Here is an 18,921-nt window from a genome sequence, read left to right as displayed (position 1 = left end):
CGATGGCGGTTTTTCAGCCACATCTCCCCTGGCTGACCCACCGCTATCGCAGGCAAGCCAGCTCCCACATTGGTCCTGCTGTGTTGCTTAGGGCCGGTTACAATGCGAGCCCTCAAGGAGCCCGCATGTCTACCGTACTCACCGACTGGCGCCACCGCCCCACCCATCGCCGCGTCTGGGCCCTGGCCGCACCGATGATTCTGTCGAACATCTCGGTACCGCTGGTAGCCCTGGTGGACAGCATGGTCATCGGCCATCTGCCCCACGCCCACCAGTTGGGCGCGGTCGCTGTCGGCGCCAGCCTGTATACCTTCCTGGCCTGGGCCATGGGCTTCCTGCGCATGGGTTCCACCGGGTTTGCCGCGCAAGCCGCCGGACGCAATGACGGGGCGGCGCTGCGGCAGATCCTGCTGCAAGGTTTGCTGCTGGCGCTGGGGCTGGCGACGGTGCTGGGCACGGTGGGTACTCCGTTGAGCCACCTGGCGCTGGAATGGATGCAGCCCTCCCCCGAACTGAACCAACTGACCCGCGAATTCTTCCACACCCGCCTGTTCGGCCTGCCCGCCGCACTGGCCAGCTATGCGCTGGTGGGCTGGTTCCTCGGCACGCAGAACGCCCGTGCGCCATTGGCGATTCTGCTGACCACCAACCTGGTCAACATCGCCCTGAACCTGTGGTTCGTCCTGGGTCTGGACTGGGGCGTCGTCGGCTCCGCCCGCGCCTCGGTTGTCGCTGAATGGACCGGCGCCCTGCTCGGCCTGGCGATGACGCAAAAAGCCCTGCGCGCCTACCCCGGGCATATCGCCTGGGCCGCGCTGAGGGTGTGGCAGAGCTGGCGCCCGCTGCTGGCGGTGAACCGCGACATTTTCATCCGTAGCCTGGCGTTGCAGTCGGTGTTTTTCATGATCACGGTGCAGGGCGCGCGCCTGGGCGATGCCACCGTGGCCGCCAACGCGCTGCTGCTCAACGGCCTGCTGCTGACCGCCCACGCCCTGGATGGACTGGCCCATGCGGTGGAAGCGCTGTGCGGCCACGCCATCGGCGCCCACGACCGCCATGCATTGCGCCGCTCGCTGGTGGTGGCCGGCGGCTGGTCACTGATCGCCAGCCTGGGCTTTGCCCTGCTGTTCGCCGTGGCCGGCCACCTGTTTATCGCCATGCAGACCGATATCCCCAGCGTGCGCGACACAGCGGATATCTATCTGCCTTACCTCGCCATACTGCCGTTGATTGCGGTGTGGAGTTACTTGCTGGACGGCCTGTTCATCGGCGCCACCCGCGCACGGGAGATGCGCAATGGCATGCTGCTGACGGTCTTGCTGACACTGCCCTTCGCGTGGGCGTTGCAGGGTTTGGGCAACCACGGCCTGTGGCTCGCCTTCCTGCTGTTCATGGCCCTGCGCAGCCTCACTTTGTGGGCGATTGCCTGGCGCTTGAACCGTCAGGATCAGTGGCTTGGATAAAGCCCGTGACACGCTCGCGCACCGGCGCCAGCCAGCGCAGGGGTTTTGCCAGCGCTGCCACCAGCGTGCGATGGCTGGGCCGGTCGAAATAGAACACCTGCACCGCTACGCCGGCGGCCCGTAGCCGCTCCGCCAGCCCGCCGGTGTTGCGCTTGGGGTCGACCAGGTCGTCATCTGTCGCGGCAATCAACAAGGCCGGTGGCGCGTCATGGCTGATGTGATGGATCGGCTGGGAGTCCGGTGGTGAATCGGGAAAGAAGAACACCGGTTTCACGTCCGGGTTTTCAATCGGCAGGAAGTCATACGGCCCGGCCAGACCGATCCATCCCTTGAGCATCGCTGGCGACAACCCCACGGCATTCAACCAACGCGCATCCAGTGCCAGCATCGACGCGTTGTAGGCGCCGGAGCTGTGACCCATCAAATAGAGCTGCTTGGGGTCCGCCCCATATTCGGCGATGTGTTGACGGGTCCAGGCCACCGCTCGGGCACCGTCCTGGAGAAAGGCGGGGTATCGCACTTGCGGGTAGAGCCGGTAGTCGGCGATCACCACCACGATGCCTCGTGAAGCCAGTGCTTCGCCGACGAAACCGTAATCGTCCTTTGAGCCGCTGTTCCAGCTGCCGCCGTAGAAGAACACCACGACGGGGGCGTTGGAAATGACAGGGAGCGGTCGGTAGATATCGAGTGTCTGGCGAGGGTCGTCGCCATAGGCGATCGCGGAGGTCTTGGTGAAAGTACTGGAAGGCGTGAGTGCGTTGAGCACTTTGATGGGGGAGCAGGCCGCCAGGAAGGCGGCGAGTGCCAGGGTGAATGCTTGCAAGAGTTTGCTCGACATCGTCCAGCCCCCACACAAAAGGTCCCGCAAGATGGAGATCCAAATGTGGGAGCTGGCTTGCCTGCGATAGCAGAGTGTCAGACAACCACTCTTCTGCTGACACACCGCCATCGCGGGCAAGCCCGGCTCCCACATTTGAGCCGGGTCACTTCATTTACGAGGACAGGTACGACGAGCGGGTCAGGCCCAGGCGCAAGGCGTCGAGGAACTGGGTGCGTTCACTGGCGCTGATCTTCGCGCTCGCACATTTATCCCGGTAATGCGTCATCAACTCCTCCGGCGACAGGTGCACGTAGCGCAGCATGTCTTCGATGGTGTCGTGGGTCTCGATACCGGCGCTGTACACCGAACCGTCTTCACGCTGGTAGATATTCACCGAGTCGGTGTCGCCGAACAGGTTGTGCATATCGCCGAGGATTTCCTGGTAGGCGCCCACCAGGAAGATGCCCAGCAAGTAGTCTTCACCCTCGTTCAGGGCATGCACCGGCAGGCTGGTCTCGATGCTCTGCTCGTCGACGTACTGCTTGATCTTGCCGTCGGAGTCGCAGGTCAGGTCCTGCAATACCGCGCGGCGCAGCGGCTCTTCGTCGAGGCGGTGCAGCGGCAGGATCGGCAATACCTGGCCGATGGCCCAGGTGTCCGGCAGGCTCTGGAACACCGAGAAGTTGCAGATGTACTTGTCGGCCAGCTTGTCGTTGAGTTCGTCCAGCACTTGGCGGTGCGAGCGCTGGCGGGCTTTGAGCGAGTTGTGCAGGCGGCGGCACACGGCGAAGTAGCACTGCTCGGCCAGGGCTTTTTCAGCCAGGGTCAGCTTACCGTCGGCGTACTGGGCAGCCACGTCGCTCATATAGTGGGTGGCGCGCCAGTAGGTTTCGGTGACCATCTCGATGTCGGTCGGACCCAGCAGGTCCACCAGCCATTGCACGGTTTCCGGCAGGGCTTCCTTGTTCTCGATCAGCGGCACTTCGTCGTTGTGCTTTTCGACGTCGGTGACCTGCACCACCAGCATGGCGTGGTGGGCAGTCAGGGAGCGGCCGCTTTCGGAGAAGATGTGCGGGTGCGGCAGGCTCTGCGCATCGCAGAATTCCTTGAGCATGCCCACGACCACGCCGGCGTAGTCGTCCATGTCGTAGTTGATGGAGCTGGCGTTACGCGAGTGCGTGCCGTCGTAGTCCACGCCCAGGCCGCCACCCACGTCGATGTGGTCCACCGGCAGGCCGAGGTTGCGCAGTTCGCCGTAGTAACGAATGGCTTCCTTGAAGCCGTGCTGGTAGTCGGCCAGGTTGGCGATCTGCGAGCCCATGTGGAAGTGCAGCAAGCGAATGCCCTGGTCCAGGCCCGCTGCGCGGAAGCGCTCGACCACCGACAACAGTTGCGCCGCCGACAGGCCGAACTTGGATTTCTCGCCGCCGGTGTCCGCCCACTTGCTCGACGCGAGGGACGACAGACGCACGCGCAGGCCAACCTGGGGTTTGACCTTGAGGCTCGCTGCCTCTTCGATCACCAGGCCGACTTCGGATTCTTTCTCGATCACGATGAACACGTTGTGGCCGAGTTTCTGGCCCATCAGTGCCAGACGGATGAACTCGCGGTCCTTGTAACCGTTGCACACGATGGTGCCGCCCTTCGGCGCCAGGGCCAGCACGGCCAGCAGCTCCGGCTTGGAGCCGGCTTCCAGGCCGATGGAGACGTTCTGGGTGGCGATGATGTTTTCGATCACCGCTTCCTGCTGGTTCACCTTGATCGGGTACAGCGCGGTGTACTTGCTCTGGTATTCCAGGCGCTCGATGTTCGCATCGAAGGCGCCGGTCAGTTGGCGCACGCGGTCTTGCAGGATGTCGGGGAAGCGCACCAGCAGCGGCAACGACAGGCCACTCTTGCGCAGCTCGTCGACTTGCTCGTACAGGTCGACGGGCGTGCTGTTCGGGCCGTTCGGACGAACTTCTACGCGACCGGCTTCATTGATCGCGAAATACCCGGCCCCCCAATGGCGAATCCCGTAAACACTGCGGCTGTCCGCAACTGTCCATTGGCTGCCATCGTCTTTGCGTGTGCGTCGTACGGACATCGAAGTCCCCTATAAATGAAGTCGAAGGCACCGCCCCTATCAGAGGCTGGCGCAGTCTAAAGAATGAAAATGACGATTTGCCTGCGTGCAAGGTAGGACCCCACGCGCAGGACAGAGTTTAGACACAGGTTGGGAAGAGGCCTTCAGCCGCCGGACTTCTTGGCCTTGTACCCGAGCTTGATCAGCTCGGCCAACAACAGCTCGACGTGATCGCCCTGGATCTCGATGACCCCGTCTTTCAACGCGCCACCGGTACCACAGCGCTTTTTCAGCGTGGTGGCCAGTTCCTTGAGCGGTTCAGCCGCCAGGGGCACGCCGGTGATGGTGGTCACCGTCTTGCCGCCACGGCCCTTGCTCTCGCGTCGCACGCGGGCAATACCGTCGCCTTCAGGGATCAGGGTCTGTTTGCAGGTACACGAATCCACGGGCTGACGACAGTCCGGGCAGTGTCGACCTGCGTCGGTGGAAAACACCAGGCCACCAAGGGCGGCGAAGGATGCGGCTTTTTTGGCCACCGGCAATCCTCTTGGGAGGATGAAGACTGATCAGCCTCCGCGAAGGGATGACTGACCGCGAAGCCCCACTCAGGCAGGGGCAGCGCTACCGAACCGCCCTCCCCAGTAAAGACAGGGCGGCTCGGGTGAAAAGTCGCGCAGTGTAACGGCAAAAAGCCGGCTTGCTAAGAGCCAAATCGCGCCAATTTATGCAACTTTAGCGACGTGACGCCAGATAGCGTCGCAACCCTTCCTGGGCGTCCGGGCAGTAGGGCTTTTGTTCTGCCTCTCGCAGGACGATTTCAAGGGGTAAAAAGCGCGCTTCCATCACCTCTTCCGGTTGCAGTCGCAGCGCTCCGTCCCACACCGCGGAGTAGGATTTGCACCAGAGCCGGCTGTCGCCATCTTCAAAGTAGAAATGGTCGTGCTCCAGCAACTCGACCCCGTGAACGCCCAATTCCTCTTCCAGCTCGCGGGCCGCCGAATCGGCATAACTCTCGCCCACCGCCACCATTCCTCCGGCGGCCGTGTCCCAGAAACCGGGGTACATGGCCTTGCTCAGGGTGCGCCGATGCACGCACAGCTCACCCGCCGAATTGAACAGAAAGATAAAGGTGCAACGGCCAATCAAGCCGCGTTGGCGCAGGTCGGACCTGACCAGGGCTCCGAGCAGGTTGTCCTGTTCGTCGACCCAGCAGATCAGTTCGGCATCAGAGGCCGCACGGTGCGCAGCCTCTTTTTGAGTCGCGTCCATCATCAACCCTGGTTGAGCAACTGACGCAAATCGATCACTGCGGCGTTGGCCCGGGAAATATAGTTGGCCATGACCAGCGAATGGTTGGCCAACACGCCGAAGCCGCTGCCATTGAGGATCATCGGGCTCCACACCGGCTCCTGCGAGGCTTCCAGCTCGCGAATGATCTGGCGCACGCTGACCGTGGCGTTTTTCTTGGCCAGCACGTCGGCAAAGTCGACCTCAATGGCGCGCAGCAAGTGGGACAAGGCCCACGCCTGGCCACGGGCTTCGTAGAACACGTTGTCGATCTGCATCCACGGAGTTTCCACCACTTCTTCGTCGACCTGCGGCACTTCACCCGGCGCCAGTGCTTCGGTTTTCAGCGCGGTATTGAGTTTCACCCGACCCACACTGGCCGACAGGCGCTGCGACAGCGAACCCAGACGGGTCGCGACGTCCCCCAGCCAGTTGTTCAGGTTGTCGGCACGCGCGTAGAACAGCGCGCCTTTCTGGTTCGGATCGGACAGGCGCGCTTCATAGCGGCTCAGGGAATTGATGCCCTCCTGATATTCCGATTCGCTGGACGGCAGTACCCAGCTCTTATTGTCGAAGTTGAAACGCGGCTCGGCCTTGGCCAGGTCGGCATCTTCCGCCGACTGCGACTGGGAACGGGCGAAGTCTTTACGCAAGGCACGGGTCAGGTCACGCACTTGCACCAGCACGCCGTATTCCCAACTCGGCATGTTGTCCATCCACAGGCCCGGCGGGAAACGGTCGTTGGAAATGTAGCCGCCCGGCTTGTTCAGCAAGGTGCCGACCACCGTCTTGAGGGTTTCGACGGTGGTGAAACCCACCACCATCTGCTTGCCGTCTTTTTCAGCCGCCAGTTGGGCATTTTGCTGGACCGGAAACAGCGCCGGCTCTTCGCTCCAGTACCACCCCAGGGCGCCGGTGACCAACAGGTACAGGCCGAGCACGCTGAGCACGGCACGGCTCATCAGCACCGTGCGCAAATAGCCGCGGTTGGCCGACTTGGGTTCAGGAGCAGGGCCTTTGTCGGTGCCTGCGCGGTTTTTCCAGTCCAGCATGGCGATATCCTTTCAATCACTTGAGTTCATGCACGTCTTTGTCCGGGTGCGTTCAAACACTCCGACCACAACCCTACCCCATCGTGCCCGCCCGTGCGGGGCTTTTGTGAAACTGGCGCGCCGGGAAGGTTCGACTATAAAGGATGCACGCTTTTTGCGCTGTGCGACCCACAGGTCAATAACTGAATAACCGGGATATGCAGTTAATTGACGTATGACACTCATCCTATGGAAAAGAGGTGCTAGCATAGAGCCATCAGTCGACCTCAGCATGCACCCTAACTAGTAGTCAGGATATGACCGAGCCAGAAGACCCCAGCCGTGAGCGCCTCAAGCTGCATTTTGCCCAGCGGGTAATTCATCAGGCACGTCAAATTCTTGAGATCTGGCAGCGCCTGCAACGCAGCGAGTGGTCGAGCGCCGATCTATCCGAACTCAGCGAAGCCAACCTGCGCCTGCTGCGTTTTGCCGAGCGTTTCGAGCAGCCGGAGCACGGCCAGCTCGCACGACACATTGGCGAATCGCTCAAGGCCGTGGATGACAACCGTGGGCGCCTGAGCAGCCAGCTGATCACCGAACTCAACCGTTTGATGCAGCGCCTGTCCCGCACCGGCCTGCGTCAGGGCGACCAGCTGGAACAGACGTTCCTGCCGCCGATGCGCAAGCCGATCTACGTGATGCTGGCCGATCACGACCGTGCCGAACGCCTGGCCAAGCAACTGGAATTCTTTGGGCTGAGCGCACAATCCCTGGACAGCGTGGCGGCGTTTCGCGCCTCGATGGCCGAGCGCTTGCCGTCGGCAATCGTGATGGACGTGGATTTCTGCGGCGCCGGCCTGGGCCTCAAGCTCGCCGCCGAAGCCCAGGAAGGTCTGGAGCAAAAGCTGCCGCTGCTGTTTTTCAGCCTGCACGAAACCGACACGCCCACCCGCCTGGCCGCCGTGCGCGCCGGAGGCCAGGAGTTCCTGACCGGCACGCTGGAAGCCTCAAGCCTGCTGGAAAAGATCGAAGTGCTGACCTGCGTCGCCCAGTACGAACCCTATAAAGTGCTGATCATCGACGACTCGCGCGCCCAGGCGCTGCACACCGAACGACTGCTCAACAGCGCCGGCATCGTCACCCGCACGCTGATCGAACCGATCCAGGCCATGGCCGAACTGGCGGATTTCCAGCCCGACCTGATCATCCTCGACATGTACATGCCCGCCTGCACCGGCACCGAACTGGCCAAGGTGATCCGCCACAACGACCGCTATGTGAGCGTGCCGATCATCTATCTGTCGGCCGAAGACGACCTGGACAAGCAACTGGACGCCATGAGCGAAGGCGGCGACGACTTCCTCACCAAACCGATCAAACCGCGCCACCTGATCACCACCGTGCGAAACCGCGCGGCGCGGGCGCGCAACCTCAAGGCCCGGATGGTGCGCGACAGCCTGACCGGGTTGTACAACCACACCCATATCCTGCAATTGCTCGAAGACTGCAGCTTCCGCGCCCGCCGCGAGAACAAGCCGCTGAGCTTTGCGATGCTCGACATCGACCATTTCAAGCGGGTCAACGACAGCCACGGCCACCCCATGGGTGACCGGGTGATCAAAAGCCTGGCATTGTTTCTCAAGCAGCGCCTGCGCAAGACCGACTTCATCGGGCGCTACGGCGGCGAAGAGTTCGCCATCGTGATGCCCGACACCGACCTGGACGCGGCCTGCAAGGTGCTCGACGAAATCCGCGGACGCTTCGCCGAAATCCATTACCCGGCCCAGCCCCAGGACCTGTGGTGCACGTTCAGCGCGGGCGTGGTGGAGATGGGCGAAAACTCCGACAGCCTGATGATGGCGGCCCAGGCCGACGAGGCGCTGTACCGGGCCAAGGATGCCGGACGCAACCGCGTTCACGCCGCACGCGCATCAAAGCAAAGTGCCATCTTTTCACCGGAATCCACTGATTCCGTCATAACCCTGTAACGAAAACGCAATAACTTCAGGCACTTATCTCCTGCTGTCGGTTGATACCCCGCATGCGCCTGAAGCTGCTGACCAATTTCAATACCCTCTTGCTGGTGGCCGTGTGCCTGGCGCTTGGCGCGACCCTGTGGTGGTCGCAACGCGCGCTGGAGCGACCTTATCTGCTGATGGAGCGCTACCTGGGCCTGTCGCAGACCTTTCAGAACCAGGCTGCACGCAATATCGATGACTACCTGGCCAGCGGCGACGCCCTGCGTTTGAGCAGTGCCAGCCAGAGCCTGGAAAGCCTGCTGCAGCACCTCAATGAGCTGCCCGCCGAGTTGGCGCAAAACCTGCGCCCCAGCCTGGTGGAACTGGACACCTTCAGCAAGACCGATCTGCTGGCCGCCGGCAAACTCGCCGGCGACCCTCAAGCATTGTTGTTGCAAGCCGAGCGCGAGCTGGGGGCCAACCTGGAACAACTGAGCCAGTACGCCACCGGCGTGAATTCTCCGGAAGCAGCACGCTACCTGCCGCCGTTGCTGGCGGCGTCGCAACACCTGGGCAAACTGTCCCTGGCCCGCGACAAGCTGGTGAGCAGCGGGCGTGCGGAGCTGGCCGATGATGTGGAACGCGAAGTCGCCAGTATCCGCAGTCAGGCCGAGGTACTGGAGCAACTGCCGCTGCTGGGCGTCAAGGCCAGCGCCGAATCCAGTGCCGATGATTTTTCTGCCCTGATGGGCCTGGAAAACAGCGAAAAGACTGAAGTTCAGGACACCGGCGTCGACCTCAAGCGCGAACTCAACAGCTTGCTCACCCGCTACCCCGCCGAACTCAAGCGCACCCGCGACCAGATCCAGCAACGCGCCGACCTGGCCGCAGGCACCCGCCTGAAGATCGACGCCGTGCAACAGGCCATCGCCGGCCTGGAGCCAGTGGTGCGTGCGCAACACGGCAAGATCCAGGGCGAAGTGCGTCTGATGCAGGGCGTGATGATCGGCCTGATCCTGCTGATCGCGCTATTGATCGACACGTTGCAACGGCGCCTGGCCCGCGTGCTGACCAACCTGGCACCCGCCCTGTCGATCTGGGCCGAAGGCGACTTCAGCCAGCCGATCGCCTTGGGCAAGACCAACCGCGAGCTGCACGATATCGAGGCCTCGCTCAACCGCCTGCGTGCTTATCTGGTGGACCTGGTGGGCACCATTCGTGGCAATGCCGAAGAAGTGGCCGGCAGCAGCCGCGCCCTGGCCGAACTGAGCACTGGCCTGCACGACGGTGCCGAGCGCCAGGCCGGTGACACCGCGCAGATTCGCGACTCGCTGGGCGAACTGGAAGCGACCATCCAACAAGTGGCCGGCGACGCCAGCCAGGCTGCCGGTGCCAGCCGCAGTGCCGGCCAGGCAGTGGAACAGGGCCAACGGGTGATCGGCCTGAGTCTCACCGGTTTGCATGCACTGGTGGGCGAAGTGCAGCAAAACGCGCAGATGATCGAGAAACTTGCCGAAGAGTCCGCCACCATCGGCGGCGTGCTGACAGTGATTCGCTCGATTGCCGACCAGACCAACCTGCTGGCGCTCAACGCCGCCATCGAAGCCGCGCGCGCTGGTGAAGCCGGGCGCGGCTTTGCGGTGGTCGCCGACGAAGTGCGCTCCCTGGCCCAGCGCACTGCCGGGGCCACGGCCGAGATTCAGGCCCTGATCGCCGGCCTGCAAAGCGCCGCCCATCAATCGGTGGAAGGCATGCGCGCCCAGGTGGAGCACGCCGAAGCCACCGCCCAGCAGGCCCAGGCCGCGGATGGCGCGCTGGATGAAATCGTCAGCGCGATCCAGACCATTTCCGACACCGCCGTGCGCATCGCCGATGTGACTGCACAGCAGAGTGGCGCCGTCAGTGAGATTCGAGACAACAGTGAACGCATTCATCAGTTGGGTGAGGACAACCTGTTGCGCATCGGCCAGGGCCGTAGCCAGGGCGAGCATCTGCTGGTGCTGGGTGGGCAGCTCAATACTGCCGTGCAGGCGTTTCGCGTTTGACGCGCTCACGGATCAAATAGAGATCAACCTGTGGGAGCTGCGCCGATTGCGAAACTGCATTGCCAATGACCGAATCCCGGCCCCTAGTCACAAATTTTTCGCTATCCTCGCTAATCGTGCTGCCTACTGCATAGAACTGGACAGTCACAAAGGCTTTGCGGCATAGTCGCCGGGTTCTGTCGTACCCACATCAAATAACAAGGAACAGCCGATGGCGACCTTACTGGTTCTTCACGGACCCAACCTGAACCTGCTCGGCACCCGTGAACCGGGCGTCTACGGGGCAGTGACCCTCGATCAGATCAACCTCGATCTGGAGCGACGGGCACGTGAAGCCGGCCATCATTTGATGTATCTGCAAAGCAATGCCGAGTACGAACTGATTGATCGGATCCACGCCGCGCGCGGTGAAGGCGTGGACTTTATCCTGATCAATCCCGCTGCTTTTACACACACAAGTGTTGCATTACGTGACGCATTGCTGGCGGTGAGCATCCCATTCATCGAAGTGCATCTGTCGAACGTGCACAAACGCGAACCTTTCCGCCATCACTCCTACTTCTCCGACGTTGCGGTAGGAGTGATCTGCGGCCTTGGCGCCAGCGGTTACCGACTGGCCTTGGAGGCCGCCCTGGAACAGCTTGAAGAACAGGCCAAGCGCCCCTGACCGACCCTTTGGAGTGGATGATTGATGGACATTCGTAAAGTCAAGAAACTGATCGAGCTGCTGGAAGAATCCGGTATCGACGAGCTGGAAATCAAGGAAGGCGAAGAATCCGTACGGATCAGCCGCCACAGCAAGACCCCGGCCCAGCCTTACTACGCACCACAAGTGCAGGCACCTGCACCTGTGGCTGCCGCGCCAGTTGCTGCTCCTGCTGCCGCTGCCGCACCGGCGGCTCCAGCTGCCCCTGCGCTGAACGGTTTCGTGGTCAAGTCGCCAATGGTCGGTACCTTCTACCGCACCCCGGCGCCAACTTCCCCAGCCTTTGTGGAAGTGGGCCAGACCGTGAAAGTCGGCGACACCCTGTGCATCGTCGAAGCGATGAAGATGATGAACCACATCACCGCCGAGAAAGCCGGTGTGATCGAATCCATCCTGGTAGAAAACGGTCAGCCGGTTGAGTACGACCAGCCGCTGTTCACCATCGTTTGAACCGCGGAGCGCCTTCGATGTTGAAACCTGCGAAGAAACTGGAAAAAGTCCTGATCGCCAACCGCGGTGAGATCGCCCTGCGAATCCTGCGTGCCTGTAAGGAACAAGGCATCAAGACCGTCGCTGTTTATTCAACGGCCGACTCGGAACTGATGCACGTGAAACTGGCGGACGAAAGCATCTGCATCGGCCCGCCCCTGGCGACGAACTCGTACCTGAAAGTCCCAAGCATCATTGCTGCCGCCGAAGTGACCGGCGCTACCGCGATCCACCCGGGCTACGGCTTCCTTGCGGAAAACGCCGACTTCGTTGACCAGGTGGAAAAGTCCGGTTTCACCTTCATCGGCCCCAAAGCCGAGACCATTCGCCTGATGGGCGACAAGGTTTCCGCCAAGGAAGCCATGATCGCTGCCGGCGTGCCCACCGTTCCAGGTTCCGACGGCCCACTGCCTGAAGACGAGGAAACCGCTCTGCGCATCGGTCGCGAAGTGGGTTACCCGGTGATCATCAAGGCCGCCGGTGGCGGTGGTGGTCGCGGCATGCGCGTGGTGCACAAAGAGGAAGACCTGATCGAAGCGGCCAAGCAGACCCGCTCCGAAGCAGGCGCCTGGTTCAACAACCCGATGGTCTACCTGGAAAAATACCTGACCAACCCACGTCACGTGGAAGTTCAGGTACTGTCCGACGGCCAGGGTCACGCCATCCACCTGGGCGACCGTGACTGCTCGCTGCAACGCCGTCACCAGAAGGTACTGGAAGAAGCTCCGGCGCCCGGCCTGGACGAAAAAGCGCGTCAGGAAGTACTGGCTCGCTGCGTCAAGGCGTGCATCGACATCAACTACCGTGGCGCGGGCACTTTCGAGTTCCTGTACGAGAACGGTCGCTTCTACTTCATCGAGATGAACACTCGAGTACAGGTAGAGCACCCGGTATCGGAGATGGTGACCGGTATCGACATCGTCAAGGAGATGCTCAGCATCGCCGCCGGCAACAAACTGTCGTTCACTCAGGACGACGTGAAGCTGCACGGCCACTCGCTGGAATGCCGCATCAACGCGGAAGATCCGAAGACCTTTATCCCGAGCCCGGGCCTGGTCAAGCACTTCCACGCGCCAGGCGGCAACGGCGTTCGCGTCGATTCGCACCTGTACAGCGGCTACAAGGTTCCGTCCAACTACGACTCGCTGATCGGCAAGCTGATCACCTGGGGCGCCACGCGTGACGAGGCCATGGCCCGCATGCGCAACGCACTGGACGAAATCGTGGTCGACGGCATCAAGACCAACATCCCGCTGCACCGGGAGCTGGTTCGCGATGAAGGCTTCTGCGAAGGGGGCGTGAACATTCACTACCTCGAGCACAAGCTGGCCAACCAGTAAGCGTTCCACCCAACAAAACCGCCTTCGGGCGGTTTTGTTGTTTCCGGAATACAAAATCACCACAAAACCCTGGGGTAGCTGGCTTTTGTGGGAGCCGGGCTTGCCCGCGATGCTGGCACCTCGGTCCATCAGTCAAACCGGGATGATGCTATCGCAGGCAAGCCAGCTCCCACATTTGGACCGAGTGCCATCAGTGGTGTCGTCTTCTGCCCGTCGCTCGCGTAAACTTGCGCGCTTTCGCAGCCTCTCCCCGCTGCACACTCATTTTTTCAAAGGTGCCCGCCATGCCTTGGCTGCAAGTCCGTCTCGCCATCAGCCCAGAACAAGCCGAAACCTATGAAGACGCGTTCCTCGAAGTGGGCGCCGTGTCCGTCACCTTCATGGACGCCGAAGACCAGCCGATCTTCGAGCCGGAACTGAACACCACTCCACTGTGGTCCCACACCCATTTGCTGGCCCTGTTCGAAGACGGCACCGACGCTGCCGCCGTGCTGGCCCACATGGAACTGCTCACCGGCGGCCCGTTGCCGGAACATCACAGCGAAGTCATCGAAGACCAGGACTGGGAACGCAGCTGGATGGACAACTTCCAACCGATGCGCTTCGGCCAGCGCCTGTGGATCGTGCCGAGCTGGCACGCTGCGCCGGAGCCTGGCGCCGTCAACCTGCTGCTGGACCCGGGCCTGGCCTTCGGCACCGGCACCCACCCCACCACCGCACTGTGCCTGGAATGGCTGGACGGCCAGGACCTGACCGACAGCCACGTACTGGACTTCGGCTGCGGCTCGGGGATCCTGGCCATTGCCGCCCTGTTGCTGGGCGCCAAGGAGGCCGTGGGTACCGATATCGACGTGCAGGCCCTGGAGGCTTCCCGCGACAACGCCGGGCGCAACAACATCCCTGAGCGCAAATTCCCGCTCTACCTGCCGGAGCAATTGCCCCAGGTACAGGCTGACGTGCTGGTGGCCAATATCCTCGCCGGGCCGCTGGTCTCCCTGGCGCCGCAGCTGTCGAGCCTGGTCAAGCCGGGCGGCCGCCTGGCGCTGTCGGGCATCCTCGCCGAGCAGGGTGAAGACGTGGCCGCCGCCTATGCGCAGGATTTCGACCTGGACCCGATCGCCAACCGCGACGGTTGGGTACGCATCAGCGGTCGTCGGCGCTAGAATAAGCGCTTGCCTGAATCGGATGGCCGCATGACCGACAGTTTCGTCACCCAGTGCCCGCATTGCCAAGCTCGCTTTCGCGTCAGCCATGCTCAATTGAGCGTGGCTCGTGGCGTGGTTCGCTGCGGCTCGTGCCTGCAAGTGTTCAACGCCGCTCGCCAGTTGCTCGAACAGCGAGCCGGCGGGCCTGCACCACAATCGTCGTCGCCGGAAACACCAACCGCCGAGGCGCCGCGGGTCATCAGCCAGAAGCAGTGGACCGCCGAAGAGCTGGACCTGGACAACCTGGACCTGGACGAAGAACTGGCCAAGCTGGAACGCCGCGAGATTCAGCACACCTTGCCCGTCGGCGCGGAACGCCGTCAGCCGGGCAACGACCGCCGACAAAAGGATGACAGCCTCAGCGCCAGCCGTGACACGGTCAAGGCCGAGGAAGAAAAGTGGGCGGCCAGCCTGTTCAGCGAGCCGCCGCAAGAGCGAATCCAAGCCGCGCAAGACGAACCTGAACCCGCGACCACTCCCGCGCCCCGGGAGCGCACCGAACCGTCCATGTCGTTTCACGCCGACGATATCGACGACGAGCCGCCACTGCGCTCAACGCCGGAAGATGACGACATCGACCCGCCGTTCACGCCCCTGACCCCGGCGGCAGACCCCGAGCCCGAAGAACGCCTACTGCCCCGTCGCAAGCGCCCGCGCGCCCAAGCCAGTGTCCACGACGACGTGCTTCAGGACCTGGAAGACGATCCGCTGCACCTGTACGCACAAAAACGCCCGTCGGGCTGGGGCCGTCGCCTGATCTGGCTGCTGCTGGTGCTGATCGCCGCCGCCGGCCTTGCCGGGCAGTTCATCGCCTATCAGTTCGACGACCTGGCCCGCCAGGACGCCTACCGCCCATGGTTTCAAGAGCTGTGCCCGAAACTGGGCTGCACCGTGCCATCGCGGGTCGACATCGCCCATATCAAGAGCAGCAACCTGGTGGTGCGCAGCCATCCGGACTTCGCCGGTGCGCTGGTGGTGGATGCGATCATCTACAACCGCGCCACCTTCTCCCAGCCCTTCCCGCTGCTGGAGCTGCGTTTCGCCGACCTGAACGGCAGCCTGATTGCCAGTCGTCGCTTCAAACCCGCCGAATACCTCAGCGGCGAACTGGCCGGGGTCAGCGAAATGCCCTCGCAGACGCCCATCCATATTTCCCTGGATATCCTCGATCCAGGCAATAAAGCCGTGAATTACAGCCTGAGTTTCCATTCACCCGAGTGAATCGGTTCAGGCTTCGAGCGTTTGACGGCAGATTATTGACTTCGCCTTGCGCAACCAAACCGGCGGCGATAAAGAAATAACTGCTCAGATTTTATCCAATTCAGCCTTTATCCAGTCATCGAGAGCGGGTATCATGCCAACCCTTTTTCGAACTCTAATGATCCGGCCCCACAACAGGGAAGTCCTATGTCGGCGGTACGCATCGGCCCATACACATTGCAGAACGGCTTGATTCTCGCCCCGATGGCGGGCGTCACCGACCAGCCCTTTCGTCAGTTGTGCAAACGATTGGGCGCGGGCCTTGTAGTCTCGGAAATGGTCACCAGCGACATGAGTTTGTGGAACACCCGCAAGTCGCGGATGCGCATGATTCACGAAGGTGATCCCGAGCCACGCTCGGTACAGATCGCCGGCGGTGATGCGCAAATGCTGGCGGATGCGGCCCGGGCCAACGTGGAGTTGGGGGCGCAGATCATTGACATCAACATGGGTTGCCCGGCCAAGAAGGTCTGCAACAAGGCCGCCGGTTCCGCCCTGTTGAAAGATGAGCAGTTGGTTGCCGAGATCCTGCAGGCCGTTGTCGCCGCAGTCGATGTGCCGGTCACCCTGAAGATTCGCACCGGCTGGGACCGGGAGAACAAGAATGGCCTGACGGTGGCGAAGATCGCCGAGCAGGCGGGTATTACAGCGCTGGCGGTGCATGGCCGCACCCGCGCCGATCTGTACACCGGTGAAGCCGAGTACGACACCATTGCCGCGATCAAGCAGGCGGTGTCGATGCCGGTGTTTGCCAATGGCGATATCGACTCGGCCGAGAAAGCCCGGCGCGTGCTGCACGCCACCGGTGCCGACGGCCTGTTGATTGGCCGGGCCGCCCAGGGGCGTCCATGGATTTTTCGTGAGATCGAGCATTTTCTGCGTACCGGCGACATCCTGCCGGCACCGGAGCTGATCGAGGTGGAACGTATTCTGCTAGAGCATCTGGCCGCCCTGCACGCCTTCTATGGAGACGTGATGGGAGTACGCATTGCTCGCAAGCATGTCGGCTGGTATCTCGCAACCCTGCCGGGCGCCAGGGAGTTTCGCGCCCACTTCAATCGTTTGGATGATAGGGAAGCACAGTGCGCCAACGTTCGTGAGTTCTTCGGCGAGCGTTACAAGAGCCTGGGGACAGGGGACGGAGAGGGGGTGGCCGCATGACGATGATGACCGAGACTTTAGTGAGTGGAACAACACCCGTGAGCGACAACGTCAATTTGAAACAGCACCTCAACACGCCGAGCGAAGAAGGCCAGACCCTTCGCGGGAGTGTCGAGAAGGCGCTGCACAATTATTTCGCCCACCTTGAGGGCGCTCAAGTCACGGACGTGTACAACCTGGTGCTCTCCGAAGTCGAGGCGCCCTTGCTCGAAAGCGTGATGAACTACGTCAAGGGCAACCAGACCAAAGCCAGTGAGCTGCTGGGCCTCAACCGTGGCACCCTGCGCAAAAAGCTCAAGCAATACGATTTGCTGTAAGCATTCAATCAAACCAGAAAGGCGCCCGCGTAAAAAACGGTCGCCTTTTTTGCTGACTCCTTTGCTTTTGATGGAAATTGAAATGACCGACCAGACTACCCGCCTGCCGATCCGCCGCGCCTTGATCAGCGTTTCCGACAAGACCGGCATCCTCGAATTTGCCCGGGAGCTGGAAGCCCTGGGCGTGGAAATCCTCTCCACGGGCGGGACCTTCAAACTGCTGCAGGACAACGGCGTGGCCGCAGTGGAAGTGGCGGACTACACCGGTTTCGCAGAAATGATGGACGGTCGGGTCAAGACCCTGCACCCGAAAATCCACGGCGGCATTCTGGGCCGTCGCGGCACCGATGACGCGATCATGGCCGAACACGGCATCAAGCCGATCGACCTGGTCGCCGTGAACCTCTACCCGTTCGAAGCCACCATCAACAAGCCAGGCTGCGACCTGCCGACCGCCATCGAGAACATCGATATCGGCGGCCCGACCATGGTGCGCTCGGCTGCCAAGAACCACAAAGACGTGGCCATCGTGGTCAACGCCAGCGACTACGCCAACGTGCTGGAAAGCCTCAAGGCCGGCGGTTTGACCTACGCCCAGCGCTTCGACCTGATGCTCAAGGCGTTCGAACACACCGCCGCCTACGACGGCATGATCGCCAACTACATGGGCACCGTGAACCAGGCCGCCGACACCCTCAGCACCGAAGGCCGCACCCAGTTCCCGCGCACCTTCAACAGCCAGTTCATCAAGGCCCAGGAAATGCGCTACGGCGAGAACCCGCACCAGAGCGCGGCGTTCTACGTGGAAGCCAAGCCTGCCGAAGTGGGTATCGCCACCGCGACCCAACTGCAGGGCAAGGAGCTGTCGTACAACAACGTGGCCGACACCGACGCCGCGCTGGAATGCGTGAAGAGCTTCGTCAAGCCGGCCTGTGTGATCGTCAAGCACGCCAACCCGTGCGGCGTGGCCGTCAGCCCGGACGCAGAAGGCGGTATCCGCCAGGCCTACGAACTGGCCTACGCCACCGACACCGAGTCGGCCTTCGGCGGCATCATCGCCTTCAACCGTGAACTGGACGCCGAGACCGCCAAGGCCATCGTCGACCGTCAGTTCGTCGAAGTGATCATCGCCCCAAGCGTCAGCGAGGAAGCCCGCGCCATCGTGGCGGCCAAAGCCAACGTCCGCCTGCTGGCCTGTGGCGAGTGGTCGGCTGACCGCGCCGCTGCCTGGGACTACAAGCGCGTCAACGGCGGCTTGCTGGTGCAGAGCCGCGACATCGGCATGATCGGCAGCCAAGACCTGAAAGTCGTGACCAAGCGCGCGCCGACCGAGCAAGAGATCAACGACCTGATCTTCGCCTGGAAAGTGGCCAAGTACGTCAAATCCAACGCCATCGTCTACGCCAAGAATCGCCAGACCATCGGTGTCGGCGCCGGCCAGATGAGCCGCGTGAACTCCGCGCGCATCGCCGCGATCAAGGCCGAGCACGCCGGTTTGCAGGTGGTGGGTTCGGTAATGGCTTCCGATGCGTTCTTCCCGTTCCGTGACGGCCTGGACAACGCCGCGAAAGCCGGCGTGACCGCGGTGATCCAGCCGGGTGGTTCGATGCGTGATGCTGAAGTGATCGCTGCAGCGGACGAAGCCGGCATCGCCATGGTGTTCACCGGCATGCGCCACTTCCGCCACTGATCCAACACAGCCGGTGGGCCCTGGCTTGTGTGGGAGCTGGCTTGCCTGCGATGGCATCGACTCGGTGCATCCGATACACCGAGT

Annotated in this window: 16 protein-coding genes; 11 read left to right on the top strand and 5 right to left on the bottom strand. The window is 62.2% G+C overall.

The features are described from left to right. The first annotated feature begins 125 nt into the window (after positions 1-125). A complete protein-coding gene (locus tag ACW9IN_RS28545) occupies positions 126-1,463 on the top strand; it encodes an MATE family efflux transporter (RefSeq protein WP_457368988.1) in 1,338 nt (445 codons plus the stop codon). Here the strand turns inward: ACW9IN_RS28545 and ACW9IN_RS28540 are convergent. From ACW9IN_RS28540 to ACW9IN_RS28520, 5 genes are all read right to left on the bottom strand, one after another. Continuing rightward, positions 1,408-2,301, bottom strand: a complete 894-nt coding sequence (locus tag ACW9IN_RS28540; protein WP_457368987.1) for an alpha/beta hydrolase — start codon at positions 2,299-2,301, stop codon at positions 1,408-1,410. The genes ACW9IN_RS28545 and ACW9IN_RS28540 overlap by 56 nt on opposite strands. A 154-nt stretch (positions 2,302-2,455) precedes the next feature. Beyond that, positions 2,456-4,369: an arginine decarboxylase gene (speA, locus tag ACW9IN_RS28535; protein WP_457368986.1), complete on the bottom strand. Its 1,914-nt coding sequence runs from the start codon at positions 4,367-4,369 to the stop codon at positions 2,456-2,458. 143 nt (positions 4,370-4,512) lie between these two features. Next, complete coding sequence (locus tag ACW9IN_RS28530; RefSeq protein WP_457368985.1) at positions 4,513-4,884, bottom strand: translation initiation factor Sui1; 372 nt, start codon at positions 4,882-4,884, stop codon at positions 4,513-4,515. Positions 4,885-5,080: 196 nt separating this feature from the next. Beyond that, positions 5,081-5,617 carry an NUDIX hydrolase gene (locus tag ACW9IN_RS28525; RefSeq protein ID WP_457368984.1) on the bottom strand — a complete coding sequence of 179 codons (537 nt, stop codon included), beginning with the start codon at positions 5,615-5,617 and terminating at the stop codon, positions 5,081-5,083. Between the two features lie 2 nt (positions 5,618-5,619). Further along, entirely contained in the window at positions 5,620-6,687 is a 1,068-nt protein-coding gene (locus tag ACW9IN_RS28520) for a DUF2333 family protein (protein ID WP_457368983.1), read from the bottom strand. A 296-nt stretch (positions 6,688-6,983) separates the two neighbouring features. Between ACW9IN_RS28520 and ACW9IN_RS28515 the strand changes: the two genes are divergently transcribed. The 10 genes from ACW9IN_RS28515 (at position 6,984) to purH (ending at position 18,837) form a co-directional block, all read left to right on the top strand. Beyond that, the gene (locus ACW9IN_RS28515) at positions 6,984-8,654 is read left to right on the top strand and encodes a diguanylate cyclase (protein ID WP_457368982.1); all 1,671 of its coding nucleotides are present in this window, start codon (positions 6,984-6,986) and stop codon (positions 8,652-8,654) included. Positions 8,655-8,707: 53 nt separating this feature from the next. Next, the gene (locus tag ACW9IN_RS28510; RefSeq protein ID WP_457368981.1) at positions 8,708-10,669 is read left to right on the top strand and encodes a methyl-accepting chemotaxis protein; all 1,962 of its coding nucleotides are present in this window, start codon (positions 8,708-8,710) and stop codon (positions 10,667-10,669) included. Between the two features lie 211 nt (positions 10,670-10,880). After that, complete coding sequence (aroQ, locus tag ACW9IN_RS28505; protein ID WP_457368980.1) at positions 10,881-11,336, top strand: type II 3-dehydroquinate dehydratase; 456 nt, start codon at positions 10,881-10,883, stop codon at positions 11,334-11,336. A gap of 24 nt (positions 11,337-11,360) precedes the next feature. Next, positions 11,361-11,825 carry an acetyl-CoA carboxylase biotin carboxyl carrier protein gene (accB, locus tag ACW9IN_RS28500; protein ID WP_457368979.1) on the top strand — a complete coding sequence of 155 codons (465 nt, stop codon included), beginning with the start codon at positions 11,361-11,363 and terminating at the stop codon, positions 11,823-11,825. A 17-nt stretch (positions 11,826-11,842) separates the two neighbouring features. Next, complete coding sequence (accC, locus tag ACW9IN_RS28495; RefSeq protein WP_457368978.1) at positions 11,843-13,204, top strand: acetyl-CoA carboxylase biotin carboxylase subunit; 1,362 nt, start codon at positions 11,843-11,845, stop codon at positions 13,202-13,204. A 284-nt stretch (positions 13,205-13,488) separates the two neighbouring features. Next, positions 13,489-14,367, top strand: coding sequence for a 50S ribosomal protein L11 methyltransferase (gene prmA, locus ACW9IN_RS28490; RefSeq protein ID WP_457368977.1), 879 nt, complete (start codon positions 13,489-13,491; stop codon positions 14,365-14,367). A gap of 30 nt (positions 14,368-14,397) precedes the next feature. Next, entirely contained in the window at positions 14,398-15,630 is a 1,233-nt protein-coding gene (locus ACW9IN_RS28485; protein ID WP_457368976.1) for a DUF3426 domain-containing protein, read from the top strand. Positions 15,631-15,816: 186 nt separating this feature from the next. Next, positions 15,817-16,830 (top strand): tRNA dihydrouridine synthase DusB, encoded by a 1,014-nt coding sequence (dusB, locus tag ACW9IN_RS28480; RefSeq protein ID WP_457368975.1) that lies wholly within the window; start codon positions 15,817-15,819, stop codon positions 16,828-16,830. Further along, the gene (gene fis, locus ACW9IN_RS28475) at positions 16,827-17,147 is read left to right on the top strand and encodes a DNA-binding transcriptional regulator Fis (RefSeq protein WP_457343504.1); all 321 of its coding nucleotides are present in this window, start codon (positions 16,827-16,829) and stop codon (positions 17,145-17,147) included. The genes dusB and fis overlap by 4 nt, the downstream gene beginning before the upstream one ends. Before the next feature lie 82 nt (positions 17,148-17,229). Next, entirely contained in the window at positions 17,230-18,837 is a 1,608-nt protein-coding gene (purH, locus tag ACW9IN_RS28470) for a bifunctional phosphoribosylaminoimidazolecarboxamide formyltransferase/IMP cyclohydrolase (protein WP_457368974.1), read from the top strand. Positions 18,838-18,921: the final 84 nt, after the last annotated feature.

Source organism: Pseudomonas sp. SDO5271_S396, assembly GCF_054071795.1.
This window is presented reverse-complemented; position numbering and strand designations above follow the sequence as displayed.

Bases quoted from the DNA above. Each gene is read 5' to 3' on its own strand.
- ACW9IN_RS28525 (WP_457368984.1), bottom strand. From the start codon at position 5,617: ATGGACGCGACTCAAAAAGAGGCTGCGCACCGTGCGGCCTCTGATGCC.
- prmA (WP_457368977.1), top strand. From the start codon at position 13,489: ATGCCTTGGCTGCAAGTCCGTCTCGCCATCAGCCCAGAACAAGCCGAA.
- purH (WP_457368974.1), top strand. From the start codon at position 17,230: ATGACCGACCAGACTACCCGCCTGCCGATCCGCCGCGCCTTGATCAGC.
- ACW9IN_RS28520 (WP_457368983.1), bottom strand. From the start codon at position 6,687: ATGCTGGACTGGAAAAACCGCGCAGGCACCGACAAAGGCCCTGCTCCT.
- accC (WP_457368978.1), top strand. From the start codon at position 11,843: ATGTTGAAACCTGCGAAGAAACTGGAAAAAGTCCTGATCGCCAACCGC.
- ACW9IN_RS28485 (WP_457368976.1), top strand. From the start codon at position 14,398: ATGACCGACAGTTTCGTCACCCAGTGCCCGCATTGCCAAGCTCGCTTT.
- dusB (WP_457368975.1), top strand. From the start codon at position 15,817: ATGTCGGCGGTACGCATCGGCCCATACACATTGCAGAACGGCTTGATT.
- ACW9IN_RS28515 (WP_457368982.1), top strand. From the start codon at position 6,984: ATGACCGAGCCAGAAGACCCCAGCCGTGAGCGCCTCAAGCTGCATTTT.
- ACW9IN_RS28545 (WP_457368988.1), top strand. From the start codon at position 126: ATGTCTACCGTACTCACCGACTGGCGCCACCGCCCCACCCATCGCCGC.
- speA (WP_457368986.1), bottom strand. From the start codon at position 4,369: ATGTCCGTACGACGCACACGCAAAGACGATGGCAGCCAATGGACAGTT.
- accB (WP_457368979.1), top strand. From the start codon at position 11,361: ATGGACATTCGTAAAGTCAAGAAACTGATCGAGCTGCTGGAAGAATCC.
- aroQ (WP_457368980.1), top strand. From the start codon at position 10,881: ATGGCGACCTTACTGGTTCTTCACGGACCCAACCTGAACCTGCTCGGC.
- fis (WP_457343504.1), top strand. From the start codon at position 16,827: ATGACGATGATGACCGAGACTTTAGTGAGTGGAACAACACCCGTGAGC.
- ACW9IN_RS28540 (WP_457368987.1), bottom strand. From the start codon at position 2,301: ATGTCGAGCAAACTCTTGCAAGCATTCACCCTGGCACTCGCCGCCTTC.
- ACW9IN_RS28510 (WP_457368981.1), top strand. From the start codon at position 8,708: ATGCGCCTGAAGCTGCTGACCAATTTCAATACCCTCTTGCTGGTGGCC.